General features: G+C 70.9%; 13 protein-coding genes and 1 CRISPR repeat array (1 of these 14 running past the window's edge). Of the genes, 2 read left to right on the top strand and 11 right to left on the bottom strand.

The features are described from left to right. Positions 1-48 precede the first annotated feature (48 nt). The 10 genes from AB0M67_RS38495 to AB0M67_RS38450 form a co-directional block, all read right to left on the bottom strand. Positions 49-561 carry a helix-turn-helix transcriptional regulator gene (locus AB0M67_RS38495; RefSeq protein WP_365752475.1) on the bottom strand — a complete coding sequence of 171 codons (513 nt, stop codon included), beginning with the start codon at positions 559-561 and terminating at the stop codon, positions 49-51. A gap of 374 nt (positions 562-935) precedes the next feature. Continuing rightward, the gene (locus AB0M67_RS38490) at positions 936-2,654 is read right to left on the bottom strand and encodes an LPXTG cell wall anchor domain-containing protein (RefSeq protein ID WP_365752472.1); all 1,719 of its coding nucleotides are present in this window, start codon (positions 2,652-2,654) and stop codon (positions 936-938) included. Between the two features lie 136 nt (positions 2,655-2,790). Beyond that, positions 2,791-3,501 carry a DUF5825 family protein gene (locus AB0M67_RS38485; protein WP_365752470.1) on the bottom strand — a complete coding sequence of 237 codons (711 nt, stop codon included), beginning with the start codon at positions 3,499-3,501 and terminating at the stop codon, positions 2,791-2,793. A gap of 50 nt (positions 3,502-3,551) precedes the next feature. Continuing rightward, the gene (locus AB0M67_RS38480; protein ID WP_365752468.1) at positions 3,552-5,558 is read right to left on the bottom strand and encodes a RiPP maturation radical SAM C-methyltransferase; all 2,007 of its coding nucleotides are present in this window, start codon (positions 5,556-5,558) and stop codon (positions 3,552-3,554) included. A gap of 216 nt (positions 5,559-5,774) precedes the next feature. Next, positions 5,775-7,814, bottom strand: coding sequence for an alpha/beta fold hydrolase (locus AB0M67_RS38475; RefSeq protein ID WP_365752466.1), 2,040 nt, complete (start codon positions 7,812-7,814; stop codon positions 5,775-5,777). Beyond that, positions 7,811-9,310: an MFS transporter gene (locus AB0M67_RS38470; RefSeq protein ID WP_365752464.1), complete on the bottom strand. Its 1,500-nt coding sequence runs from the start codon at positions 9,308-9,310 to the stop codon at positions 7,811-7,813. Before AB0M67_RS38470 ends, AB0M67_RS38475 begins: the two co-directional genes overlap by 4 nt. Positions 9,311-10,188: 878 nt before the next feature. Beyond that, positions 10,189-11,088, bottom strand: a complete 900-nt coding sequence (locus tag AB0M67_RS38465; RefSeq protein WP_365752462.1) for a LysR substrate-binding domain-containing protein — start codon at positions 11,086-11,088, stop codon at positions 10,189-10,191. 79 nt (positions 11,089-11,167) lie between these two features. Then, a complete protein-coding gene (locus AB0M67_RS38460) occupies positions 11,168-12,061 on the bottom strand; it encodes an NAD-dependent epimerase/dehydratase family protein (protein ID WP_365752460.1) in 894 nt (297 codons plus the stop codon). 217 nt (positions 12,062-12,278) lie between these two features. After that, the gene (locus tag AB0M67_RS38455; protein WP_365752458.1) at positions 12,279-13,850 is read right to left on the bottom strand and encodes an alpha/beta hydrolase; all 1,572 of its coding nucleotides are present in this window, start codon (positions 13,848-13,850) and stop codon (positions 12,279-12,281) included. A 162-nt stretch (positions 13,851-14,012) separates the two neighbouring features. Then, a complete protein-coding gene (locus tag AB0M67_RS38450; protein WP_365752456.1) occupies positions 14,013-14,888 on the bottom strand; it encodes a helix-turn-helix transcriptional regulator in 876 nt (291 codons plus the stop codon). A gap of 264 nt (positions 14,889-15,152) precedes the next feature. On the opposite strand from AB0M67_RS38450, the gene AB0M67_RS38445 reads away from it, so the two are divergent. Continuing rightward, positions 15,153-15,944 (top strand): SDR family oxidoreductase, encoded by a 792-nt coding sequence (locus AB0M67_RS38445; protein ID WP_365752454.1) that lies wholly within the window; start codon positions 15,153-15,155, stop codon positions 15,942-15,944. A gap of 66 nt (positions 15,945-16,010) precedes the next feature. Here AB0M67_RS38445 and AB0M67_RS38440 read toward each other — a convergent pair whose 3' ends face one another. Then, positions 16,011-17,237, bottom strand: coding sequence for a cytochrome P450 (locus tag AB0M67_RS38440; protein ID WP_365752451.1), 1,227 nt, complete (start codon positions 17,235-17,237; stop codon positions 16,011-16,013). 406 nt (positions 17,238-17,643) lie between these two features. On the opposite strand from AB0M67_RS38440, the gene AB0M67_RS38435 reads away from it, so the two are divergent. Beyond that, positions 17,644-18,813 (top strand): serine hydrolase domain-containing protein, encoded by a 1,170-nt coding sequence (locus AB0M67_RS38435; RefSeq protein WP_365752449.1) that lies wholly within the window; start codon positions 17,644-17,646, stop codon positions 18,811-18,813. 401 nt (positions 18,814-19,214) lie between these two features. Continuing rightward, positions 19,215-19,903: direct repeats of the CRISPR family, unit length 30 nt; unit sequence GTGGTCCCCGCACACGCGGGGTTGGTCCCT (it continues 320 nt past the right edge of the window).

Genomic DNA, 19,903 nt, shown 5'->3' with positions numbered 1-19,903 from the left:
CCCCATCAGCCAGCCGCCAGTGCCCCAATGGCGTCTGCTGGTATTCGGTCACGCGTCGGGGCGGCCGTCGGGGCGGCCGTCGGGCAGTCCGACCGCCTTCCGTAGTTGTTCCACAACAGTGAGGGCCGCGTCCTGCATTTCCGGGGGCAGGCCGGCCGCCCGCATCGCGATACGTTCCACCCGGGCGTCGCGCAGCGCCTCGATCTTCCGCAGGTCCCGCTCGACGGCCTGGGCGGTGGCGGAGTCGCTGAAGTAGTCCAGCGGGATGCCGAAGAACCTGGCGATCTTCACCGCGTTCTCCAGGCTGGGCTTCTGCGTGCCCTTGCGGAGGTTGCCGATATAGGTGCCGCTCAGACCGGTCCCCTCGGCGATCTCCGAGTCGCGCCAGGGGCGGCCCAGATCCTTCGGGTAGATCACCGAGATGACACGCCGGAAGCGGGCCGCGAAGTCCAGAGGTTCCGCCGGCTCGGCACTGTTCCCGCTGTCCCCACTGTTGCCGGCGTCGTCAGTGTCGCCAGATCGCAGAGCCGACGCTTCTGAGCGTGGAGAATCGGTGGCCATGTGCCGGATCATAGAACTCTTCGGCCATCGGCGGGGATCACACCGTCGTACCGATTTACACGATCGTTGCGAATAAGCGGGTCAAAAGGCGCACCGTGTAGGGAATCACCGTCGACCAACCGCCATGTAATCAACAATAGTTGACTTCTGCTCGGCGCAGGTAGCAGGATCGACGACGCTGGCGCGTGCACGTCACGAGAGTCCCCACAGCGGGGCCTGGCACCGCGAGCGCTGGGCACCGCTGCCCCACGGGGGTGGGCAACAGTGCCCGGAGCCAGGTGCCAGGGCCTGTCCTGAGGCCCTCATGGCGCGCTCGCCACGGCTGTGGCCGGGCGAGGGCGGCCATGAGGGCCTGGGGAGCCGGACTGTGCGCGTCAGACCGCTGTACGGGCCGTGCGCCTGCGGGCCACGACCAACAGCGCGGCGCCCGCCGCGAGTACGCCCGCGCCCGCCAGGGCGATCGCCGGCGTACCGCCGCCACCGGTCTGGGCCAGGACGCCGGTGCCACCGCCCGTGGTGCCCGCGGCGCCTGTCGTGCCCGCGGTGGTGTGCGGCTGTGCGGTCGCGGTGGCCGTGGTCTGCGGCACGGGCTGGTTGCCGCCGGAACCGCCCGCCGAACCGCCGTCGTCGCCGCCGCCGTCCGTCACCCGCACGGTGAAGAACGCCTTGTTGTTCGCCTTGTTGGTGTCGAACGTCAACTCCGCGCCCCACTCGGACATATGGCGTACGACACCGCGGGTCGTCTCCGGCGCGTCCGCGCCGACCTTCAACACGAACGGCAGCGTCGCGACCTTGCCCACAGGGAACGGCGAGCCGATCCAGCAGAGGTAGGCGGGAGCATCGGGATCGGGGTCGACCGTGCCGTCACCCTTCCAGAGGCGGCAGCGCTCCGGCATCTTCACCACTGTCGTGCCCTTGGGGATCTCGACCAGCAGCGAGATCTGACCGTCGGTGGTGATGAGGTCGACGGAGGCGGGGCCGTCGTTGCGGATCTTCGCCGCCAGGGTGACGGTGTCGCCGGGATCGGCGGTGACGGTGTCCCCGGTGACATCGAGATCGGCGGTGTTGACCACGTTGACGATCCATCGCGACCGGTCCGTCAGGGACCCGCCGGGCGGAGCGCTGCCGTCCGGAACGAGCCCGAGCACGGGCCCGGAGCCGTCGCCGCTCTTCGCGTTCGTCGGCACGGAGGCGCCGAGGGGCGTCACTTGGTAGTCAAGGAACTCGAAGAGCGCCGTCTTCTTGACGTCAAAACCCACCGGCGTGGACAGCCGGTACCGCTTGCCCGGTTCAACGGGCGTACCGATCCGGCACACCGCCTCGGGCAGCTGCCGCCCGTTGCCCGACGGAGGGTCGGTGGTGCCGTACACACAGTTCGAGAACCGCTGGGCGAAGCCGAGTTCGTGCGAGGTGCCGAGCCGCAGTTCCACGCCCTGGGCCGTCAGCGACCCGGTGTTGGCGACGGTGATCGGGGCGTCGAGCGTGCTGCCGGGCACGGCGGTGTCCGTGTCGGGGAACCGGCTCACGACCAGCGCCACCGCGCCGACGGTGACCTTCACGGTGGTGCCGATGACGGTCGCGTTGGAGGACGTCGCGTAGACCCGGGCGGTGCCCGTCGTACCGAGCGCGGCGCCCGGCTTGGCCCTCATCTCGATGAGCCCGCCCTCGAAACCGTCCGGAGCGATGTCCCCGACAGGCCGCGCGCACACGTCGCCGGGACAGCCGGAGCCGAGGATATCGGTGAAGGCGGAGATACCGGACACGTCGATCTTGACGACCACGTCCTTGGCGGTGCCGCCATCGGGGTCGCCCGGGACGCCCCAACTGATCTGCGGCGGATCGCTCTCGGCGGGCTGCGGCAGACCGACCTCGTTCTGGGCGACATGGAACTTCAGGACGGGACGGTCCGCCTGGGCGACGGTCCCCGAGCGGTCCGACTGGGTGGCGGTCTTCGGACCGTCCGTCCCGGCGGCGGGCGTCGACGAACGCGACGGGTCCGCCTGGGCGGGGGTACCGACGAGCGCGGCCCCGAGGAGAACGACCGCGACGGCGGCCCGGGTGGCGGACCATCGGCGTCGGCTGGGTAGTGACATCTCACGGTTACCTTTCCGTTTACCGGACGTTGGCATCCAGATGTCCTGTGCGACAGGTGGGGTCCGTGAATGGTTGTGCGGAGGCAAACGCTCCGTTCATCGCGGGCGAGATCGGTGGCCCGATCCCCCCGGAACCTCAGATCGTCATGGCCTCCTGTATCCAGCGGTTGACCCGGTACGGCAGCCACCACTCCACCTCGCCCACCGCGAGGACGAGACGCTCCTCGCGGAAATCGGCGAGCGCGTCCGCCGGCACGGAGGCCGCGGGGGCGCCGTACGCCAGGTGCTCGATCGCCTCCTGGTAGTGCGGCTCGTCCACGGTGAATCGGCGGAGATCCCCCCAGCGGCGGTCGCGGATCTGGACGAAGCCCGGCCCCTGCCGCCAGAGGCACTTGCCGAGGTAGTGGCCGTTGCGCCAGGTCCGCAGCGCGTCGTCCGCCGCCGCCGGGTCCACCCCCTCGATCCGCCGCGGCGGCTGGAGATGGCTCAGGAGCCGGCCGATCTCCTCGGCGGCCGTCGGACCCCGGTCCGGATCAGGGCGCAGATCCCACTCGACCAGGACGGCACGGGCCGTCAGATCTCTGACAAGGCTGAGGGTACGTACGGCACGGGCCGCCCCCTCCGGCGTTCCGGTGTCCGTGAGATCCACGGCGCCGGACAGCCGGACGCGGCGCGCGCCCAGGTCCCACAGCCGGTCGCACTCCTCGGGAACGGGGCCGGTCAGCGCGATGTCGCCGAGGAACATCCCCGGCAGCGCGCAGGCGACGGGGTCGTAGTCACGCCAGACGGTGACGGACGGGGTGAGGGGGAGGGCGAGGGTGGAACCGGAGCTGGAGCTGGAACTCATCGGACTGGCCTCCTGGTGTGCCTGAACGAAGGGACGGATCAGACAACTGCTCAGACAACGGTCATATGCGGCTCGGCGGCTGCGGAGGCGGAAGCGGAGGCGGATACCGGGTCGGGTACGGGCGCCCCCGTTTCGGCCGCGTCCCCCTCCACCCGAGCCGCGTGCCTGTGCCGCATGAAGTCCAGCCGCAGCAGGTCCTCGTTCACCGCCGAAGGCGCGATATGCACGTACTGCCCGTTGTCGGTGAAGACCAGCCCGAGCTCCACCCAGCGATCGAGCAGTTCCCGCACCTCGTCCTCCTGGAGCGCCCCGCCCGGCACCCGGCCCGCCGCCTTGCGGGCGAGGGCCGACGGCGCGTGCGGCTGGTCCAGCAGCCGGAACGCGGCGATCTCGTACGGGTCGGTCAGCTCCATCGCCCGCCACTGGAACGCCCGGCGCTTGCTGACCAGGACGATACGGTCGCCCAGATCGGCCTGGGTGAGGCGCGCGTCGGCGTGGTGCTTGCGCCACGCGGCGAGCGCGGCGTTGAGCGCGGTGACCGTGGGTTTGCCGATGCCGCGCTCCGGCGCCTCGAAGACATAGGCGAGACCGTAGAGCTCCTCCTCCGGCAGGTCGTAGGTGAAGCGGTAGTGCGCCTCGGGACGCAGCCCGGAGAAGCCCAGTTCGGGCCGGTTGAAGTAGGGGCTGAACCGCTCGATGGCGATACGGGCGGAGAGGTCGACCGGCGGATTGAGGTGTTCCAGCGCCGGTAGCTGCGCGATGACCGGGTCGTAGTCCTCCGCGCTCTCCCCGGGGAAACCGTGCAGATAGTTCCAGGACACCGACAGGCCGGTCTCCGCGCCGTCGCGGAGCATACGTACGTTCTGGCAGCCGCTGACGCCCTTGTCCATCAGATCCAGCACTCGGCTGTTCAGGCTCTCGATCCCCGGCTGTACGTAGATCAGGCCCGCGTCGGAGAGCGTACGGAGCTGGGTGCGGCGCATATTGGCCTTGATCTCGATATGCAGCCGCAGGTCGTATCCGCTCTCGATGATCCGGGGCAGAACGGTGGAGAGGTAGCCCATGTCGAGGATGTTGTCGACCACGTACATGTCCAGCACACGGTGGCGGCGGGCGAGATCCATGATCTCGTCGTAGAAGGTGTCCGGGCTCTTGCTGCGGAACTGCATGAAGGAACCGTTGAGTCCGCAGAACGTGCAGTGGTGCTTCTCGCCCCACCAGCAGCCTCTGGCGCCCTCGACCACGAGTTTGGGCTCGACCCAGTTACGGGCCACGGAGGCGCCGAGGCGTTCGAAGTAGCCGCTGTAGTCGGGCGGCAGGATGGTCGCGGGCGGCAGCGGGCTGGTGGCCATGGGGTTGGCGGTGCTGACGCCGTCCGGGTCACGGTGGCACAGCCCTGCGACGGTGGAGAGGTCCGGGCGTTTCCCGTGTGCCTCGTGCTTCTCGCCGAGCGCGGCCAGCAGCCGCGGGAACGCGGCCTCGCCCTCGCCCCGTATCACGTAGTCCACGAACGGGAAGTTGCGATGGACCGTCGCGCCCTGCTCGCCGTCGCAGTTGGCGCCGCCGATGACGGTGACGATGTGCGGCGCCAGCAGCTTGACCTGACGGGCGGCCGCGAGCGCGGCGGTGTTCTGCTGGAAGGTGGAGGTGAAGCCGACGACATCGGGGGCCTCGTCGACGATCCGCCGGGCGATCTCCGACACGAATTCCGGTACTAACTGGTGTAGTTCACGGGTCATCCGCATCCGGGACGCGCCGAGCTTCCCCTTCATCGCGGCGGCGAACTCGTCGTCCCGCCAGGCGGGATCGTCGTACAGCGCGGAGGAGAAGACCCAGTCGCCGCAGCCCATGAAATAGGAGGCCAGGGCGTAGTACTCGTAGTCCTCGGCGGTGAACTCCATGCGCCGGGTGATCCAGTCGGTGAATTCGAGATTGGCGTGCAGGACTTCGGCACTGCCGTCCGGCACGTGCTCGTCCACACTCCGCTTGAGGATTCCCAGGGCCAGTGACGGAAGGTCGATGGGCGACCAGGGCATGTTGACCAGCAGTACGCGCATGTCGGTGCTCCTCGTGGGACGTACGGAGGTAGGTCGGTACGGGCAAACCGACCGCGGTCGTGCCCGGTCGTGGGCGGGACGACCGGCCGGCCCGGCATCGGTGGCCGCCGGGCCGGCCGGCGCGGATCAGGTCAGTCCTCTTCCGCGTCTTCCGCGTTGCGGAACGGAATGGTGACCGTGACGCCGACGCTCGGCTTCCGGTTCTCCTCGTCACCCTCAAGCGGGTCGTTGTGGATGATGTCCTTCTGCATGGGCGGTTCTCCTCTCGGTGTGTTCGGCGGTACCTGTCCCGGCCGCCGCCGCGGTACGGGCGCGGCCGGGATCCCCCCTCCGGTCGGCGGGGGGCGTCTTGGGGTCGCGGTACGGTCCGTGCGGCGCCCGCGGCGCCGGGGGCACGTGCGGTCCGCGCAGCTCGCGGTCGAGGAAGACCACGGCACGGCGCAGTACGGCGACGTGGTCACCGCCCTCGTATCCGTCGTGCCCGCTGTCGAGCCACATCGACTCGTGGCGCGCTCCGGCGGCGCGGAGGGCGGCGAGGTAGCCGCGTACCTGGCCGGGCGGGCACTTGGCGTCCCGGGTGGCGGCCACCACCAGCAGCGGCGCCCGTACGCGCGACGCGTACTGGATCGGCGAGCTGCGGGCGTACGCCTCGGGCACCTCGTCGGGTGTGCCCCCGTACAGGCGCTCGTCCAGGGCGCGCAGCGCGGAGGTGGTGGTGCGGTAGGCGGCGACGCCGTCGGCGACGGGCTTGACGGCGACGCCCGCCTGCCACAGTCCGGGGTGGGTACCGACGGCCAGCAGGGCGAGATAGCCGCCCCACGAGGTGCCCCAGAGTCCGACTGCGTCGGGGCGCGCCAGACCGCGGCCGATCAGATCGGCGCGGACCGCGACCAGGTCCTCGACCTGGGTGAGCCCCACGCCCGCGCCGAACGCCCGGCGCCAGCGCGGTCCGTAGCCGGTGGAGCCCCGGTAGTTGACGCGCGCGACGGCGAAGCCCGAGGCCACGAGCGAGTGCACGACGCCGTCGTAGGCGTCGCGGTCGTGGTCGGCGGGACCGCCGTGTACGAGGAAGACGACGGGCGGCGGCGTGCCCCGGCCCTCCGGGAGGCCAGGGCCCTCGGGAAGGCCAGGGCCCTCGGAGAGGCCAGGGCCCTCCGGCAGGCTGAGCCATGTGTGCACGGGACCGTCCGGGGTCGGTGTCCACAGGTCGCGGTGGTCACCCGGTACGCGCCCCGGCACGGTGCCGAGGGCCGGCAGCGCGGTACCGGCGGTGGAGTGCATACGCGGCGGATGCGCCGTATCCGTCCACAGGTAGTGCACATCGCCGCCGGCGCGCGGCGCCGCGTCCAGCAGGCTGCCGGGCGGCGTCGGCACGCGCGTGAGGGTGGCGGTGTCGAGCGCGGCCCGGTGCAGGGTGCTGCGGCCGTGGTGGTCCTCCCGGATCAGCACGAAGCGCCCCTCGCTCTCGCCCGCGCCCCCGCCCGCGCCCGCGGTCCCGCCCTCGCCCGCGCCCGCGCCCGCGGTCCCGGGATACCAGCGGGCGGTGATCTCACTGTCGAACGCACACCACCGGTACGTACGAATCCCGGTCTCCGGGCGCCAACTCGCCAGCAGATAGCGGTCGTCGTCCTCACGTACCAGCAGCAGTTCATCGCGTTCCGCGGTGGGCGCGAAGCCGAGCGACCAGAGTCTGCCGTGTTCCGCGGAGCCGGAGAGCACGGCGCGCGGTGTGCCATCCGCCGCGAGGACGGTCACGGCGTGCGCGGAATCGGCGGGGCCGCTGATCGCCAGCAGACCGGCCGTGGCGTTGATCCCGGACAGGGTGGCGTGCCGGTCGACGCGCGTCACCTCGCGTGCGGAACCGCCGCGTCGGCCCAGCCGGACGGTGGTCGTACGCCCGTCCCCCAGCCCCATGGCGACCGTCCCGTCGTCACTCACGGCCAGGCCGCGCGGGGTCCCCGGGGGCACGCCGGTCAGCCCGGGGAGGTCGGGTCCGCCGCGGAAGGGCTGGAACCGCCAACGGCCCACGCCGTGCGCGTCCTCGTCGAACCACCACACGTTCGCGTCCCGGTCGATCGTCCCGTGCAGGGTGCCCCGCGGCCGATCGGTGACCTGGCGGGCACGGCCGGTCGCGGCGTCCCACGCGAACACCTCGCACCGGCCGTCCGCGTCGGCGGTGAAGGCCATGAGCGCGGGATCGGCGGCGCAGACCTCGGGCAGGGCGGCGAGATAGACCTGATAGCGGGAGCCGGTCACGCGCCTCGCCCCCTCGTCGGTACGTCGCTCGCCGACACGTCTCCGGTGGGTACGTCGCTCGCAGACACGTCTCCCGTGGGTACGTCGCTCGCCGGTACGTCTCCCGTGGGTACGTCGCTCGCAGATACGTCTCTCGCCGGTACGTCGTCGCTCGCCGACACGCCCCGCGCCAGTACGCGCTTGGCGCCGAACGTCGTGTGGAGCGCCAGGACTGCCAGCACCCCGGCACACACGAGAGCGGGTACGGCGGCCCCCGCGTGGGCCGTCAGCAGCCCGGCCAGTGCGGGCGCCATGGCGGCGGCTCCGCCGGCGGCGGTGGCGAGCACGGAGCCGGCGCGCGCCTGGAGTTCGGGCGGTGTCCCGTGGATGGCGCGGGCCTGGAGGATCACGGTGGCGAGCGGCATGATCAGGCAGAACCCGCCGAACAGCGCACCGTACGTCCACGGTTCCCCGGCCGTCGCGAGCGCGGCGGCGAGCGGGATCATGAGCCAGGACACCGCCACGACCGCCCGTGAGGGGCTGAGCCGGCGCACGAGCCGGGGCGCGGCGAGCGAACCGGCGAGTCCGGCGGCGCCGGACAGTGCCAGGACCAGACCCATGGGCGTGCCGCCGTGGCCGCTCTCCTGCAAGGTGAAGACGGCGTCGTAGTACAGCGCGGCCAGTACGCCGTTGACGGCGGTGGTCCACACAAGTACCAGCCGCAGCAGGGGCGTTGACCTGACGAGCCGGAATCCGGCGCTCGCCTCGGCGGCCATCCCCGACCATCTGCCCCGTACGGAGCGACGCGCGGAAGGACTCCCCGGGGAATGCCCGGAGCGAGGCGCCGTGCCGTCCGCCCTGAGGTTCGAGCGCATGGCCCGGACGCATACGGCGGTGACGGCGTACGAGACGGCGTCCAGCACGAAGGGCAGCGCGCGGGAAGCCTGGTACAGCATGCCGCCCAGGGCGGGTCCGGCGACCAGGGCGCCCCGGTCGCCCGCCTCCAGCCCGGCCACGACACGCGGCAGGTTCTCGGGCGCGGAGATCAGGGCCACCGTGCCGCGGGCCGCCGCCTCGTAGCAGGCGGTGGCGGTACGTTCCACGAGCACGGCGACGAGCAGATGGACCAGCGAAGGCCGTCCTTCGGCGACGGCCAGGGCCACGGCCACGGAGCCCATCGCGAGCGCCGAGACCACCGCCGACCAGAACATCACCGGCTTTCGCGCGCCCCGGTCGGCCGGTACGGCGACGAGCGGGCCGAGCACCAGCCCGGTCGCCGTGGACACCCCCGCGACCAGCCCCACCACCGCGGGCGAGTAGCCGAGCCCGAGAAGCAGCAGCGGCAGGACGACGCCGGACGCCTGGCTGCCGAGGGAGTCAGCGGCGTTCGCACACCAGAAGAGCCGGACATCACGGGCCGTGGACCCGGTGTCCTTGGCGTGCGCGGTGTCCTTGTTCTGGACCGGAGTTACGCCCCGGACGCGCGAGCCGCCCGTTTCGGGGACAGAAGATCCCACGCGCAGCCCTCCCCGTTTCCGCCGTCGTCAGACTCGAAGTCACCTGCGAAGTAGCGCCGTACTCGACAAAGAAGCGCATAGAGAGATGCGCGGAAAACGTGCAGGAATTGAAACGCTCGGGAGCTTAACCAGGCCCCGATGTGAAGAACAAGGACGCCCGAACGAGGGCGGGTTCGATTTCGCACAGCCGCCTCGGGGGTGCGCCGGGACCTCCGTACAGCAGCATCGGGACGGTCGGTTCTTACCGCGCCCGGCGCCCGCGATCACCGCGTCCGGCGTAGCGGATTCGGATCGCGACGGCACGGCGCCCGGAGTTCCGGCTTCGCTTTGGCATTCGCGGTGCCGGAGGAATCGTCCGCACGGGTGGAGGCCCGTACAGATCGTCGACCGGATCACCCACGGCTGGACCGGACATAAGCCGGAATTCGCCGCTCCGCGCGGGGTACGGCGTCTGAACAGCGCGGGGATCGAGCCGGGAAGGCATCACACGGCCCGGACCACATGGCGCGGGGCGCCGCCCGGCCACGGCCGTCGGACACCACCCCGCACTGCCGTCACCCCGGCCACCGACGGCGCACGGAGCCTTCCCGGTGGTGAAGGCAGCCACCCCCCGTCAACGCGTCGCACGACGCGTATGAGCGCGTCGCGGCCGTACGGAAAGGCGCCCGGCGGACGCCCGCCGGCCCTCGCGATTCCGGAATCCCACCCCCCGGATCGAGGCCGGCCCGCGATACGCGCTCAACTTATTGGCCGGAAACGAACGCGATGCCCTGCGCGCGGCGTACGACCACGGCGCGACGCCTCGATCCTGCGAACCCCGGCATCGACCATGGATCGACGGATGGGGACGAAGGCGTCGACGGCGATGCTCGCCACCGTCACCGGCGGTGTCCTGTCGGGTCGTGCTCCAGCGCGATGGACGCGAACTCGCTGATCAGCGGGTCGCGTCGGCCGCTCGCCCAGGCCAGGCAGACCTGGTTGGGTGCGATGTCGGAGATCTCGACGTGGGTGACATCGGGGCGGGTGTAGTACGTCGCGGTCGACAGGGGCAGGACGACCACACCGCGTCCGGCCGCTACGTTCTCCAGCTTCTCCTCGACCGTCCGGATGGGCGGTGGTGTCGCTCGCCGACCCTCGGAGGGGGGCGCGCTGGAGAGTTCCGTGGCGATGTCGCGCCATTCGGGTACGGCGTCGGGGTCCTGCAACAGGTGCTCGCCCGCGAGGTCGTTGACGCTCAGGACGCCCTTGTCCGCGTAGGGGTGGTCCGCGGGGAGCACCGCCACCCGCGGCTCCGTCAGCAGGTTCCGCGTCCGCAGCCCGCGCCGGTCCAGCGGCATCCGTACGTAGCCGACGTCGACCCGGCCGTCGTGGATCACCTCGGTCTGATCGTCCCAGCCGGTTCTGACCACCTCGATCGAGAGATCCGGATGGCGGCGGGAGAGTTCCCGTACGGCGCCCGTGACGATCAGTCCGGGCATGAACCCGATCGCGAACGTCTCCGTACCCCCGGCCGCGCGGGCCAGTCGGCGGCGTACGGCCTCCGCCGCCGCCAGCAGCGGCACGGCGTCGGCCAGGAGCCGCCGGCCCGCGGAGGTCAGTTCGGTGGCGCGCTTGTCGCGTACCAGGAGCTGGACCTTCAGTTCGCTCTCCAGCGCCTTGATCTGCCGGGAGAGGACCGGCTGCGCGATGTGCAGCCTTTCGGCGGCCCGTCCGAAGTGCAGCTCTTCCGCCACCGCGACGAAGTACCGCAGCTTACGGAGGTCGAGATCGAGCGCCACGGGCTGCTCCTTCCGCGTCGTGCTCGGGGCCGTCGGTGTTCCGGGCGGCCGTAGGTGGTCAGCGGGTGGCCGGACGTGGTCAGCGGGCGGCCGGACCCTGGTCAGGCCGGGCGGCGGCCAGCTCCGTCAGCGGGTCCAGCCGTACGGGGTTCCAGCCCAGCTGCCCGCGTGCTCGGGCGCCCGTGAACTGCTGGTCCAGTGCGAAGGCCTCGGCGATCGGCCCCATCTCCTTCGTCGCCTCGTCAATGGTCAGCCGCCGGATCGCGCCCGGCCGCCCCATGGCCCGGCTGAGTGCCTCGGAGATCTGGAGCGCGGTGGGGTTCTGGTCGCTGACGCCCGCGTAGACGGATCCGGCGGGGGCCGCCAGCGCGAGCACGTACAGCTCGGCGAGGTCCTCGACATGCACCAGCGACCAGTGGTTGGAACCGTCCCCGACGACCGGGACAGCGCCCGCTTCCCGCCCGGGAGCCGCGTAGAACGTCTCGATCAGCCCGCCCGAGCGGCCGTACACCGGGCCCGGCATCACCACCACGGGCCGCTCGCCCGTGGCCGCCCGCGCGAGGACGCGCTTCTCGTTCTCCAGGCGCCAGGCCGTCAGCCTCGGCGGGTTCAGCGGCGCGTCCTCGTCGACGACCCCGGCGGTGTCGCCGTAGATCCATACCCCGCCGGTGTGCACATACGGGCGGGCTCCCGCGCCGTCCTGCATCGCCTCGGCGGCGGCGCGGTCGACCTCGGCGACGTCCGTACCGGCGTACTGGGCCAGATGCAGAACACCGTCCGCGGCGCGCGCCGCCTCGCGGAGCACGGCCACATCGGTCAGCTCGCCACGGACGGCGCTCGCGCCGAGACCGGTCACGACCCGGTCGGAGGCATCGCTGCGGACCAGCGCCGCGACCTCGATACCCCGCCGGACCAGCGCCTCGATGGTCGCCCGGCCTACGTAGCCGGAACCTCCCGTCATGAAGACCTTCATGATCGTTCCCTTCGTCGCCGGTGAGCTTCCTCGGTGATGGATTCGGTACTACCGACTCTGCTCGCGACGGGGACCGGCGGTCCAACACCTGATCCGCTTTCTGTCATACCCGGTGGATATAAGGGCAGGTCAGGTGGCTGCTGGTGGAGTGGGCCGATCGAGTGAACGGGTGAAGGAGTGAACGGGAGATCCGTAAGGTACGGGTGGACTCCTCACGTCAGTCCGCGCAGTAGGTGTCCCGCGCCGGTCGCCGTCCCGAGGTGAGGAACTCGGTGACCGTACGGTCGCCGCAGGCGTTGCCATTGCCCAGATAGACACTGTGCCCGCCGTGGTCGACCGTCACGAGCCTGGCGCGGTCGCCGAGGGCCTCGCGCATCTTCAGCGCGCCGGAGTACGGGGTGGACGGGTCCCGGAGGTTCTGGATCATCAGGATGTTGGAGGGGCCCTCGGCGGTGATGCGGGTGGGCTTCTCCGCCGGCGCGTCCTTCCAGAAGGAGCAGGCGAAGGCGTTCGCCGGCATCCCGGCCGTGAGCGGGTACCGGACGCGGTCGGCGGCCACGGCGCGCTCGTACGCGGGGACGGAACCCGGCCAGCGCACGTCGTTGCAGATGACCGCGGCCGTCACCGCCGCGTCCTCGTCCCGAAGCGGCTGCGCCAGGTCGGCGGGCAGGACCGGCTTTCCGGCCGGGTCGATGGCCGCCCGGACGATCCGCGCCAGTTGGGGAAAGGAAGCGTCGCTGTACAGGGCGTTCTGGAGCGCCTGCCGCAGTCGGTTGCCGGTCAGCGGGGTGCCCGGTGTGGTCGACTCCTTCGGTTCGCGGTCCAGCTTCGCCGCGAGCGCCAGGAACAACGGCCGTACGTCCTCGGCCCGTTCGGCCAGCCGAAGCCCCGGCTCTTCTTCCTCGCGGGCCGGATCCGCCGCCCAGGCCGCGAAGTCGGGGAACCGGTCGTCCGCGCCCACCGCCATGTTCGCCGCCCAGCCCCGCGCGACCCGGGCCGGGTCCGGGTCGCCGCTGCTGTCCAGCACCCAACGGTCCGTGTGCCGCGGGTACTTCTGTGCGTACACGGCGCCGACGTACGTCCCGTACGAGACACCCCAGGCGGACAGCTTCTCCTCGCCCAGCGCCTGTCGGAGGCGGTCGATGTCGCGCACCTCGTTCGCCGTGGTGAGGCTGCGCAGCACGGCGCCGCCGTTACGGGCACAGGCGTCGGCGATACGGCGGCTGCGGGCGACGCTCTCGGTGATATCACCGCCCGGCCCCGGCCAGGGACGCAGGTTCACCAGGTCCCGGTCCGCCGCGTCGAGGTCGCAGCTCGCCTTCGTACTGCTGCCGACCCCGCGCGGGTCGAAGCTGACGAGGTCGTACGCGCCGGCCATCTCCTTCCGCAGCGCGTCCCCCTTCTGCGCGAGCCGCAGCACCCCGGACCCACCGGGCCCGCCGGGGATGTACAGCAGCGCCCCGCGCCGCGCCTCGGGCCGCTCGCTGCGGATGCGGGACACGGCGAGGGTGAGCTGAGGGCCGTAGGGGTCGTCGTAGTCGAGCGGTACGGGCAGCTCGGCGCACTCCTGCGCGTGCGCGACGGGGGCGGGTTCGGTGGTCGGGGCGGGTTTGGCGGTCGGGGCCTGCTCGGCGGTCGGGGCCTGCTCGGCGCAGGGCCGCCAGTTGAGAGCGGGTACGCCGGTGGACGCTCGGGCGTGGACCTCCGGGGTGACGACGGCGGTCAGGGTCGTGGCGACGCCTGCGGCCGAGAGGGCGAGAACGAGGGCTCTGCGGGTGTAAGTCGTCATTCCACAAGGGTGGTTGAGCCGGGGTCCGCTGCCCATGCGGCAGGCATGACAACGCGGCTGGGGGTAGCCCCCGGACGGTACGACCAGAAACGCGACCGAGTCCGCGTCCACGACCGACCGCGACCGCAACCGACCGCGACCGCGTCCGCGTCCCGGTGCGAGTCAGCTGTCGGGGGCGGGCTGCCGAGGGGACGACTCCGCCTGCTCGGCTGTCCAGCTGCTGAGGAGCTGGAGGGACTGGTGGGTGGGTGAGCCGGGTTCGACGTTGTAGACGCACAGGGTCTGGTCACTGTCACCGGGCGGCTGGAGGGATTCGTACGAGAAGTAGAGGTCCCCGACCAGGGGATGGTGGTAGTGCTTCGCGCCGTGCGTACGGCGCAGGACGCGGTGGTCGTTCCACCAGGTGGTGAACTCCGGCGAGTGCACGGTGAGTTCACCGACGAGGTCGGCGAGCAGCCGGTCATGGGGGTAGCGGCCGGCTTCGAGACGGAGCGTGGCGACGGTTTCGGCGGCGATGCGCTCCCAGTCGCCGGTGCGTTCGCGGGCGAGGGGGTCCAGGAGGTAGTAGCGGGCGAGGTTGCGCTGCCGGACCGGCAGGGCGTCGAAATCGGTGAGGACGGCGCGCGCGAGACGGTTGGCGGCCAGCACGTCGGTGCGCCGGCCGAGGACGAAGGCGGGCACATGCTCCAGGGTCTGGAGCATCAGATACAGGCCGGGCCGTACGCGCTGCGGACGGGCGGGGGTACGCCGGGCGGCCGTGGGGCGGGCGAGGAGGTCGGTGAGGTGTTCACGCTCGGACGCGTCGAGCCGGAGGGCCTCGCAGAGCGCCTCGACGACCTCGGGTGAGGGATTGGTGGCGCGGCCCTGCTCCAGGCGCGTGTAGTACTCGGTGCTCACCCCGGCCAGCCGGGCGGCCTCCTCACGACGCAGACCCGGCACACGCCGCCCACGGGTGTCGCCGGTCAGCCCGGCCTGACCGGGGGTGACCCGGGCGCGCCGGCTGCGCAGGAAGTCGGCGATCTCGCGGCTTCGGTCCATGAACCCAGTGTGACCAGTCGGTGGGCGGGACGGGGCCGCTGTGGGTGGCCCTGCCGGTACCTGCCTTCGCAGGGCGCGCTACCGGGCTGCCGGAAAGGCGGTGCGGTGGTGTCCTGGAAGAGGAGAGGGCAATGGCCCGGAGAGTCCGCCGGCCCTCTGACCTCCCCGTTCCGTTCGATCCTGTCTGTTTCTGTCCGTTCCCGTTCCCGTTCCCGTTCCCACTCCCTGTTCTTGTTCCCCCTCACTCCTGAAAGGTGGCGCTCCATGTCCACCGAAACTAGGTTCACAGAACGCTCCGCCAAGCCCCTGAACGGTCGTATCGCGGTCATCACCGGTGCCTCCAGCGGCATCGGCGAGGCCTCCGCCGAGCACCTGGCCGCCCTGGGCGCCACCGTCGCGGTCCTGGCACGCCGTGCCGACCGTCTGGACGAACTGGTCGCCCGGATCGACAAGGACGGCGGCACGGCGCTGGCGATCGCCGTCGATGTGACCGACACCGCCGCGGTCCAGTCGGCCGCCGACCGGATCGAGGCCGAGTTGGGTGGCGCGGACCTGCTGTTCAACAACGCCGGCGTCATGCTTCCCGCCCCGATCGAGGAACGGCGTACCGATCAGTGGCAACAGCAGATCGACCTCAACATCACGGGTCTGATGAACGTCATCGGCGCGTTCGTCCCCCAGCTGGTGAAGGCCGCCGGCGAACGCGGTGTGGCCGACCTGATCAACACCGCCTCCATCGCGGCCCAGAACATCTTCCCCAATTTCGCCGTCTACTCGGGCACCAAGGCGTACGTCACCCACCTGTCCCGGCACCTACGGGTCGAACTCGGCCCGAAGAACGTCCGGGTCGCCGCGATCGAGCCCGGCATCGTCGGCACCGAACTACAGGACCACGTCACTGACGACGGCGCCCTGGACTGGCTGGCGGGCTCCAAGGAGACCATGGACTGGCTGACGGCACAGGACATCGCGCGGACCATCGGTTTCATCGCGACGCAGCCGCCCCGGGTCAACCTGCAACAGGTCACCATCATGCCCACCGGCCAGACCAGCTGACCTGCCCGTACCGAGGCTGACCTGCCCGTATGGGGGCCGGGCGCGCGCGGCGGACGCTTCGGGCGATCACCAGCGCACGGGGAGTGTACGCAGCCCCCGCAGCAGACTGGGTCGCCACTCGGGGGCGGCGGACGCGGCGTCGAGTGCGAGGTCGTCGAGTGCGAGGTCCGGGAAGCGCTCCAGCAGCGCGGGCAGCGCGACGGAGGCTTCGAGCCTGGCGAGCGGTGCGCCGAGACAGTGGTGGATGCCGTGACTGAAGGCGAGCTGAGCGCGGTTCGCGGCGGGATCACGGCGGATATCGAAGCGCTCGGGGTCCGCGAAACGCGCGGGATCGCGGTTGGCGGCGGCGAGGGAGAGAACGACGCGCTCGCCCCGCGGTATCGGCGTACCCGCCAGCGTGACGGGCTCGGCGGTGTAGCGGTACGCGGCGATCTGCGCCGGCGGCTCGTAACGCAGCGTCTCCTCGATCGCACCCTCCATCAGCCCAGGATCGGCACGCAGCGCGGCGAGTTGATCCGGGTGCCTGAGCAGCAGATGGACGGCGCTTGAGATGAGATTGACGGTCGTCTCATGCCCAGCGACAAGCAGCAGGAACGCCATGCCGAGGAGTTCATCGGGCGCGAGACGGTCGCCGTCCGGGTTGTCGGAGTCATGAGCCCGGACGAGGGCGTGCAGAAGGTCGGCGTCCTCCCCGGGGGCGAGACGGCGCTTCTCCTCGATGAGCCCGGTGAGATATTCGGTCATCGCGGCGGCACCGGCCATCGCGGCCTCGGCGTCGGTGACGGCGACGATCGCGCTCGACCAGCGGTGAAAGTCCTCGCGGTCGGCGGCGGGGACGCCGAGGAGTTCGCAGATGACGGTGATGGGCAGCGGAAAGGCGTACGCGTCGACAAGATCGCCCCCGCCGGCCGGCGCCATGACATCGAGAAGGTCGGCGGCAATGCGCTGAACACGCGGCCCCAGCTCCGCGATACGTCGGGCGGTGAACTGCCGTGAGACGAGCGCGCGGAGCCGGGTGTGATCGGGCGGGTCGACCTGGAGCATGTTGCGACCGATCGCGTAACCGCCGTCGCTGTCGAACTCGGAGGAATGCCGGATGTCATTGCACAACCGCGAGTCGCCGAGCCCGGCCCGAACGGCGTCGTACCCGAGCACCAGCCAGACCCCTTCACCCCCGGGCATCCGTACGCGACGGACGGGTCCTTCGGCGCGGAGGGCCTGATAGGCGGGGTAGGGATCGGCGAAGAAGTCGGGGGCGGCGGAGGCGAGTTCGGTGAGGTGGTCTGCACGCATGGTGACTCCCTGGACTAAGCGGGGACCCTTCCCCGCTTCCGCGCCCGAGCGTACCAAGAACCGGGGACAGCTCCACGCTTTGGGGTCGCCACCGCTGACTCGCCCGAGTCAACGCACCTTGATCCCCGCGGGCGCGGGGCTGGCCCTGCGGAAGTTCCGAGACGTCACCCAGGAGTGGCGCACCGAAGCTTGAGCAGAACGTTCGACAGTCGGCCCGAACCAACCCTCTCCGCGCGCTCGCACGCGCCTTCGACGTGCAGCTTGAGCCCGTTCCTCCGCTGAGTGCACCGGGGGTTACCCCTACCTGGAGCGGGCGGATGGCAGGATCGCCCTGGGCGACCGCATCCGGAAATGCTGGGCTCGGCATATGCCGCTGGTTTCCCAACGTTTCCGGAGGAGTTGGCTCGTGCGTGAGCAGACATGGCAATGGTTCCGTTCTTCCGGACGGCAGCGGAGTGGTCGACGCAGAGCCGTGATGGCCGCGGCTGCGGTGGCCGTGAGCGTCGTAACGTTGGGTGTCCTGGCGCCGCCCGCGGCGTTCGCTGCCGCCAGGCCGGACACCGTCCAGCAGGGCCTGAACGCATTGGTGCGCGCGGATGGCCTGCCCGCCGCGCTGGCGAGCGTCAAGGACCGGGAGGGCCGCGCCCGTACGTACACCGCAGGGGTGGGCGACCTGGCCACCGGGGCGAAGGTGCCCGACGACGGGCAGGTGCGGATCGGCAGCAACACCAAGACGTTCACCGCGGTGGTCGTGCTGCAACTGGTCGCTGAAGGGAAGATCGGCCTCAATGCCACGGTCGACACCTATCTGCCGGGCCTCGTCCGCGGACAGGACATCGACGGCCGCCGCATCACCGTGCGTCAGCTCCTCCAGCACACCAGCGGACTACCCGAGTACGAAGACCTCGTCGTCGACGGCATCCTTCAGCACCGGTACTTCGAACCTCGCGACCTTCTGGATATCGCGTTTCAGCGCAAGGCCGACTTCTCCCCCGGAACGAAATGGGCGTACAGCAACACGAACTACGTAGTGGCCGGCCTGATCGTCCAGAAGGTCACCGGCCGGCCCCTCGCCGAGGAGATGGACCGGCGCGTCATCAAGCGCATCGGGCTGCGCCACACGTACTTCCCCGCTCCCGGTGACATGACCATTCGGGAACCCCATCCCCAGGGCTACCACAGGGATTCAGCAGGCGCGCCTCCGCGCGACGTCACGGAGATTGACGCCTCCGCGGGCTGGGCGGCGGGGCAGATGATCTCCACCAACTCCGACCTCAACCGGTTCTTCACCGCGCTCCTGGCCGGCCGCCTCCTCCCGGCGGCCCAGCTCAGGCAGATGCGCACCACGGTCCCCATCGGGGACACCGGCGCCGGCTACGGACTGGGGCTCATGAGCAGGCCACTGTCGTGCGGCGGTGTCTACTGGGGCCACGGCGGCGACATCCCGGGATACGAGACCCGGGGCGGAGCCACCGACGACGGCCGCGCCGCGGGTGTCGCGGTGACCAGCATCCCGACCGACGGGGCGGCCACGAAGCATCTCGAAAGTGTCGTGGACGAGGCTCTGTGCCGCTGAACCGGGCGTCCTAGGAGAGTGGTTGGCGTACGGCAGCAACAGTCACGGTGCCGTGGAGAACATACGCGCTCGGCAGATCTCCAACAGGGCGATCGGCCCGGGGACGTCTGCACGATTGCCGTCGGCGGCGCGGGCGCCTCACCTCCCCGGCCGCCCGCCGCGCTTCGGCTCGCCTCAGGGAGCCGCGCCCGCGCGGACGGCAGGGCAACTACGGTGGTGCATGCACGTCAAGTTGACGGAGACGCCGACTCCGATACGCCGAGGAGGAGATGGGGTGCCGCCCCGGCAACGAACGAGGAGCCGTCTCGCCAGCGCAGAAGCGAGAGAACACCTATATGCCGGAGTTCGCAGAAGTAAGCAAAAACGGCCACTCAGCAGGGTAAAAGCCCAGGTCGACCCCTGTGGTCCCCGCACACGCGGGGTTGGTCCCTTCTCCGGCGTCCACTGGCCCTCGACAGCACCGTGGTCCCCGCACACGCGGGGTTGGTCCCTACCGACCGCACGGGCTCGGGAGGCGATAATCGTGGTCCCCGCACACGCGGGGTTGGTCCCTCGTCGCTGATCTGTGCAAGCGGTCGAGCAAGGCGGTCCCCGCACACGCGGGGTTGGTCCCGGCCTTGCCATGCGGTGGGTGAAGGACTACGAGTGGTCTCCGCACACGCGGGGTTGGTCCCTATCAGTTACAGGCCGACGCGCTGTCTCAGGCGTGGTCCCCGCGCATGCGGGGATGGATCCAAGGCAGCGGCGGAGGTAGTGAAGCCGGAAGTACCGCTCCCCGCACCCGCGGGGTTGGTTCCTGGCTCGCCGCGCTGGTCGTCCAACTGGCGCCGTGGTCCCCGCACACGCAGGGTTGGTCCCCGGGCGTCGAGGGTGTCGGGGTGCCACAGGTCGTGGTCTGCGCACGCGCGGGGTTGATCCCCCGAACGTTCTGAGCCGGACGCCGTACGGTCAGTGATCCCCGCGCACGCGGGGTTGGTCCAAGCTCGCCGAACTCCTCGGCTGAGACCATGAGTGGTCCCCACACACGTGGGGTTGGTCCCGGCGTGATAATCCACCACACGGTTACCAAGGGGTAGTCCCTGCACACGCG

The sequence above is a fragment of the Streptomyces sp. NPDC051662 genome, assembly GCF_040681655.1.
Taxonomy (GTDB): domain Bacteria; phylum Actinomycetota; class Actinomycetes; order Streptomycetales; family Streptomycetaceae; genus Streptomyces.
This window is presented reverse-complemented; position numbering and strand designations above follow the sequence as displayed.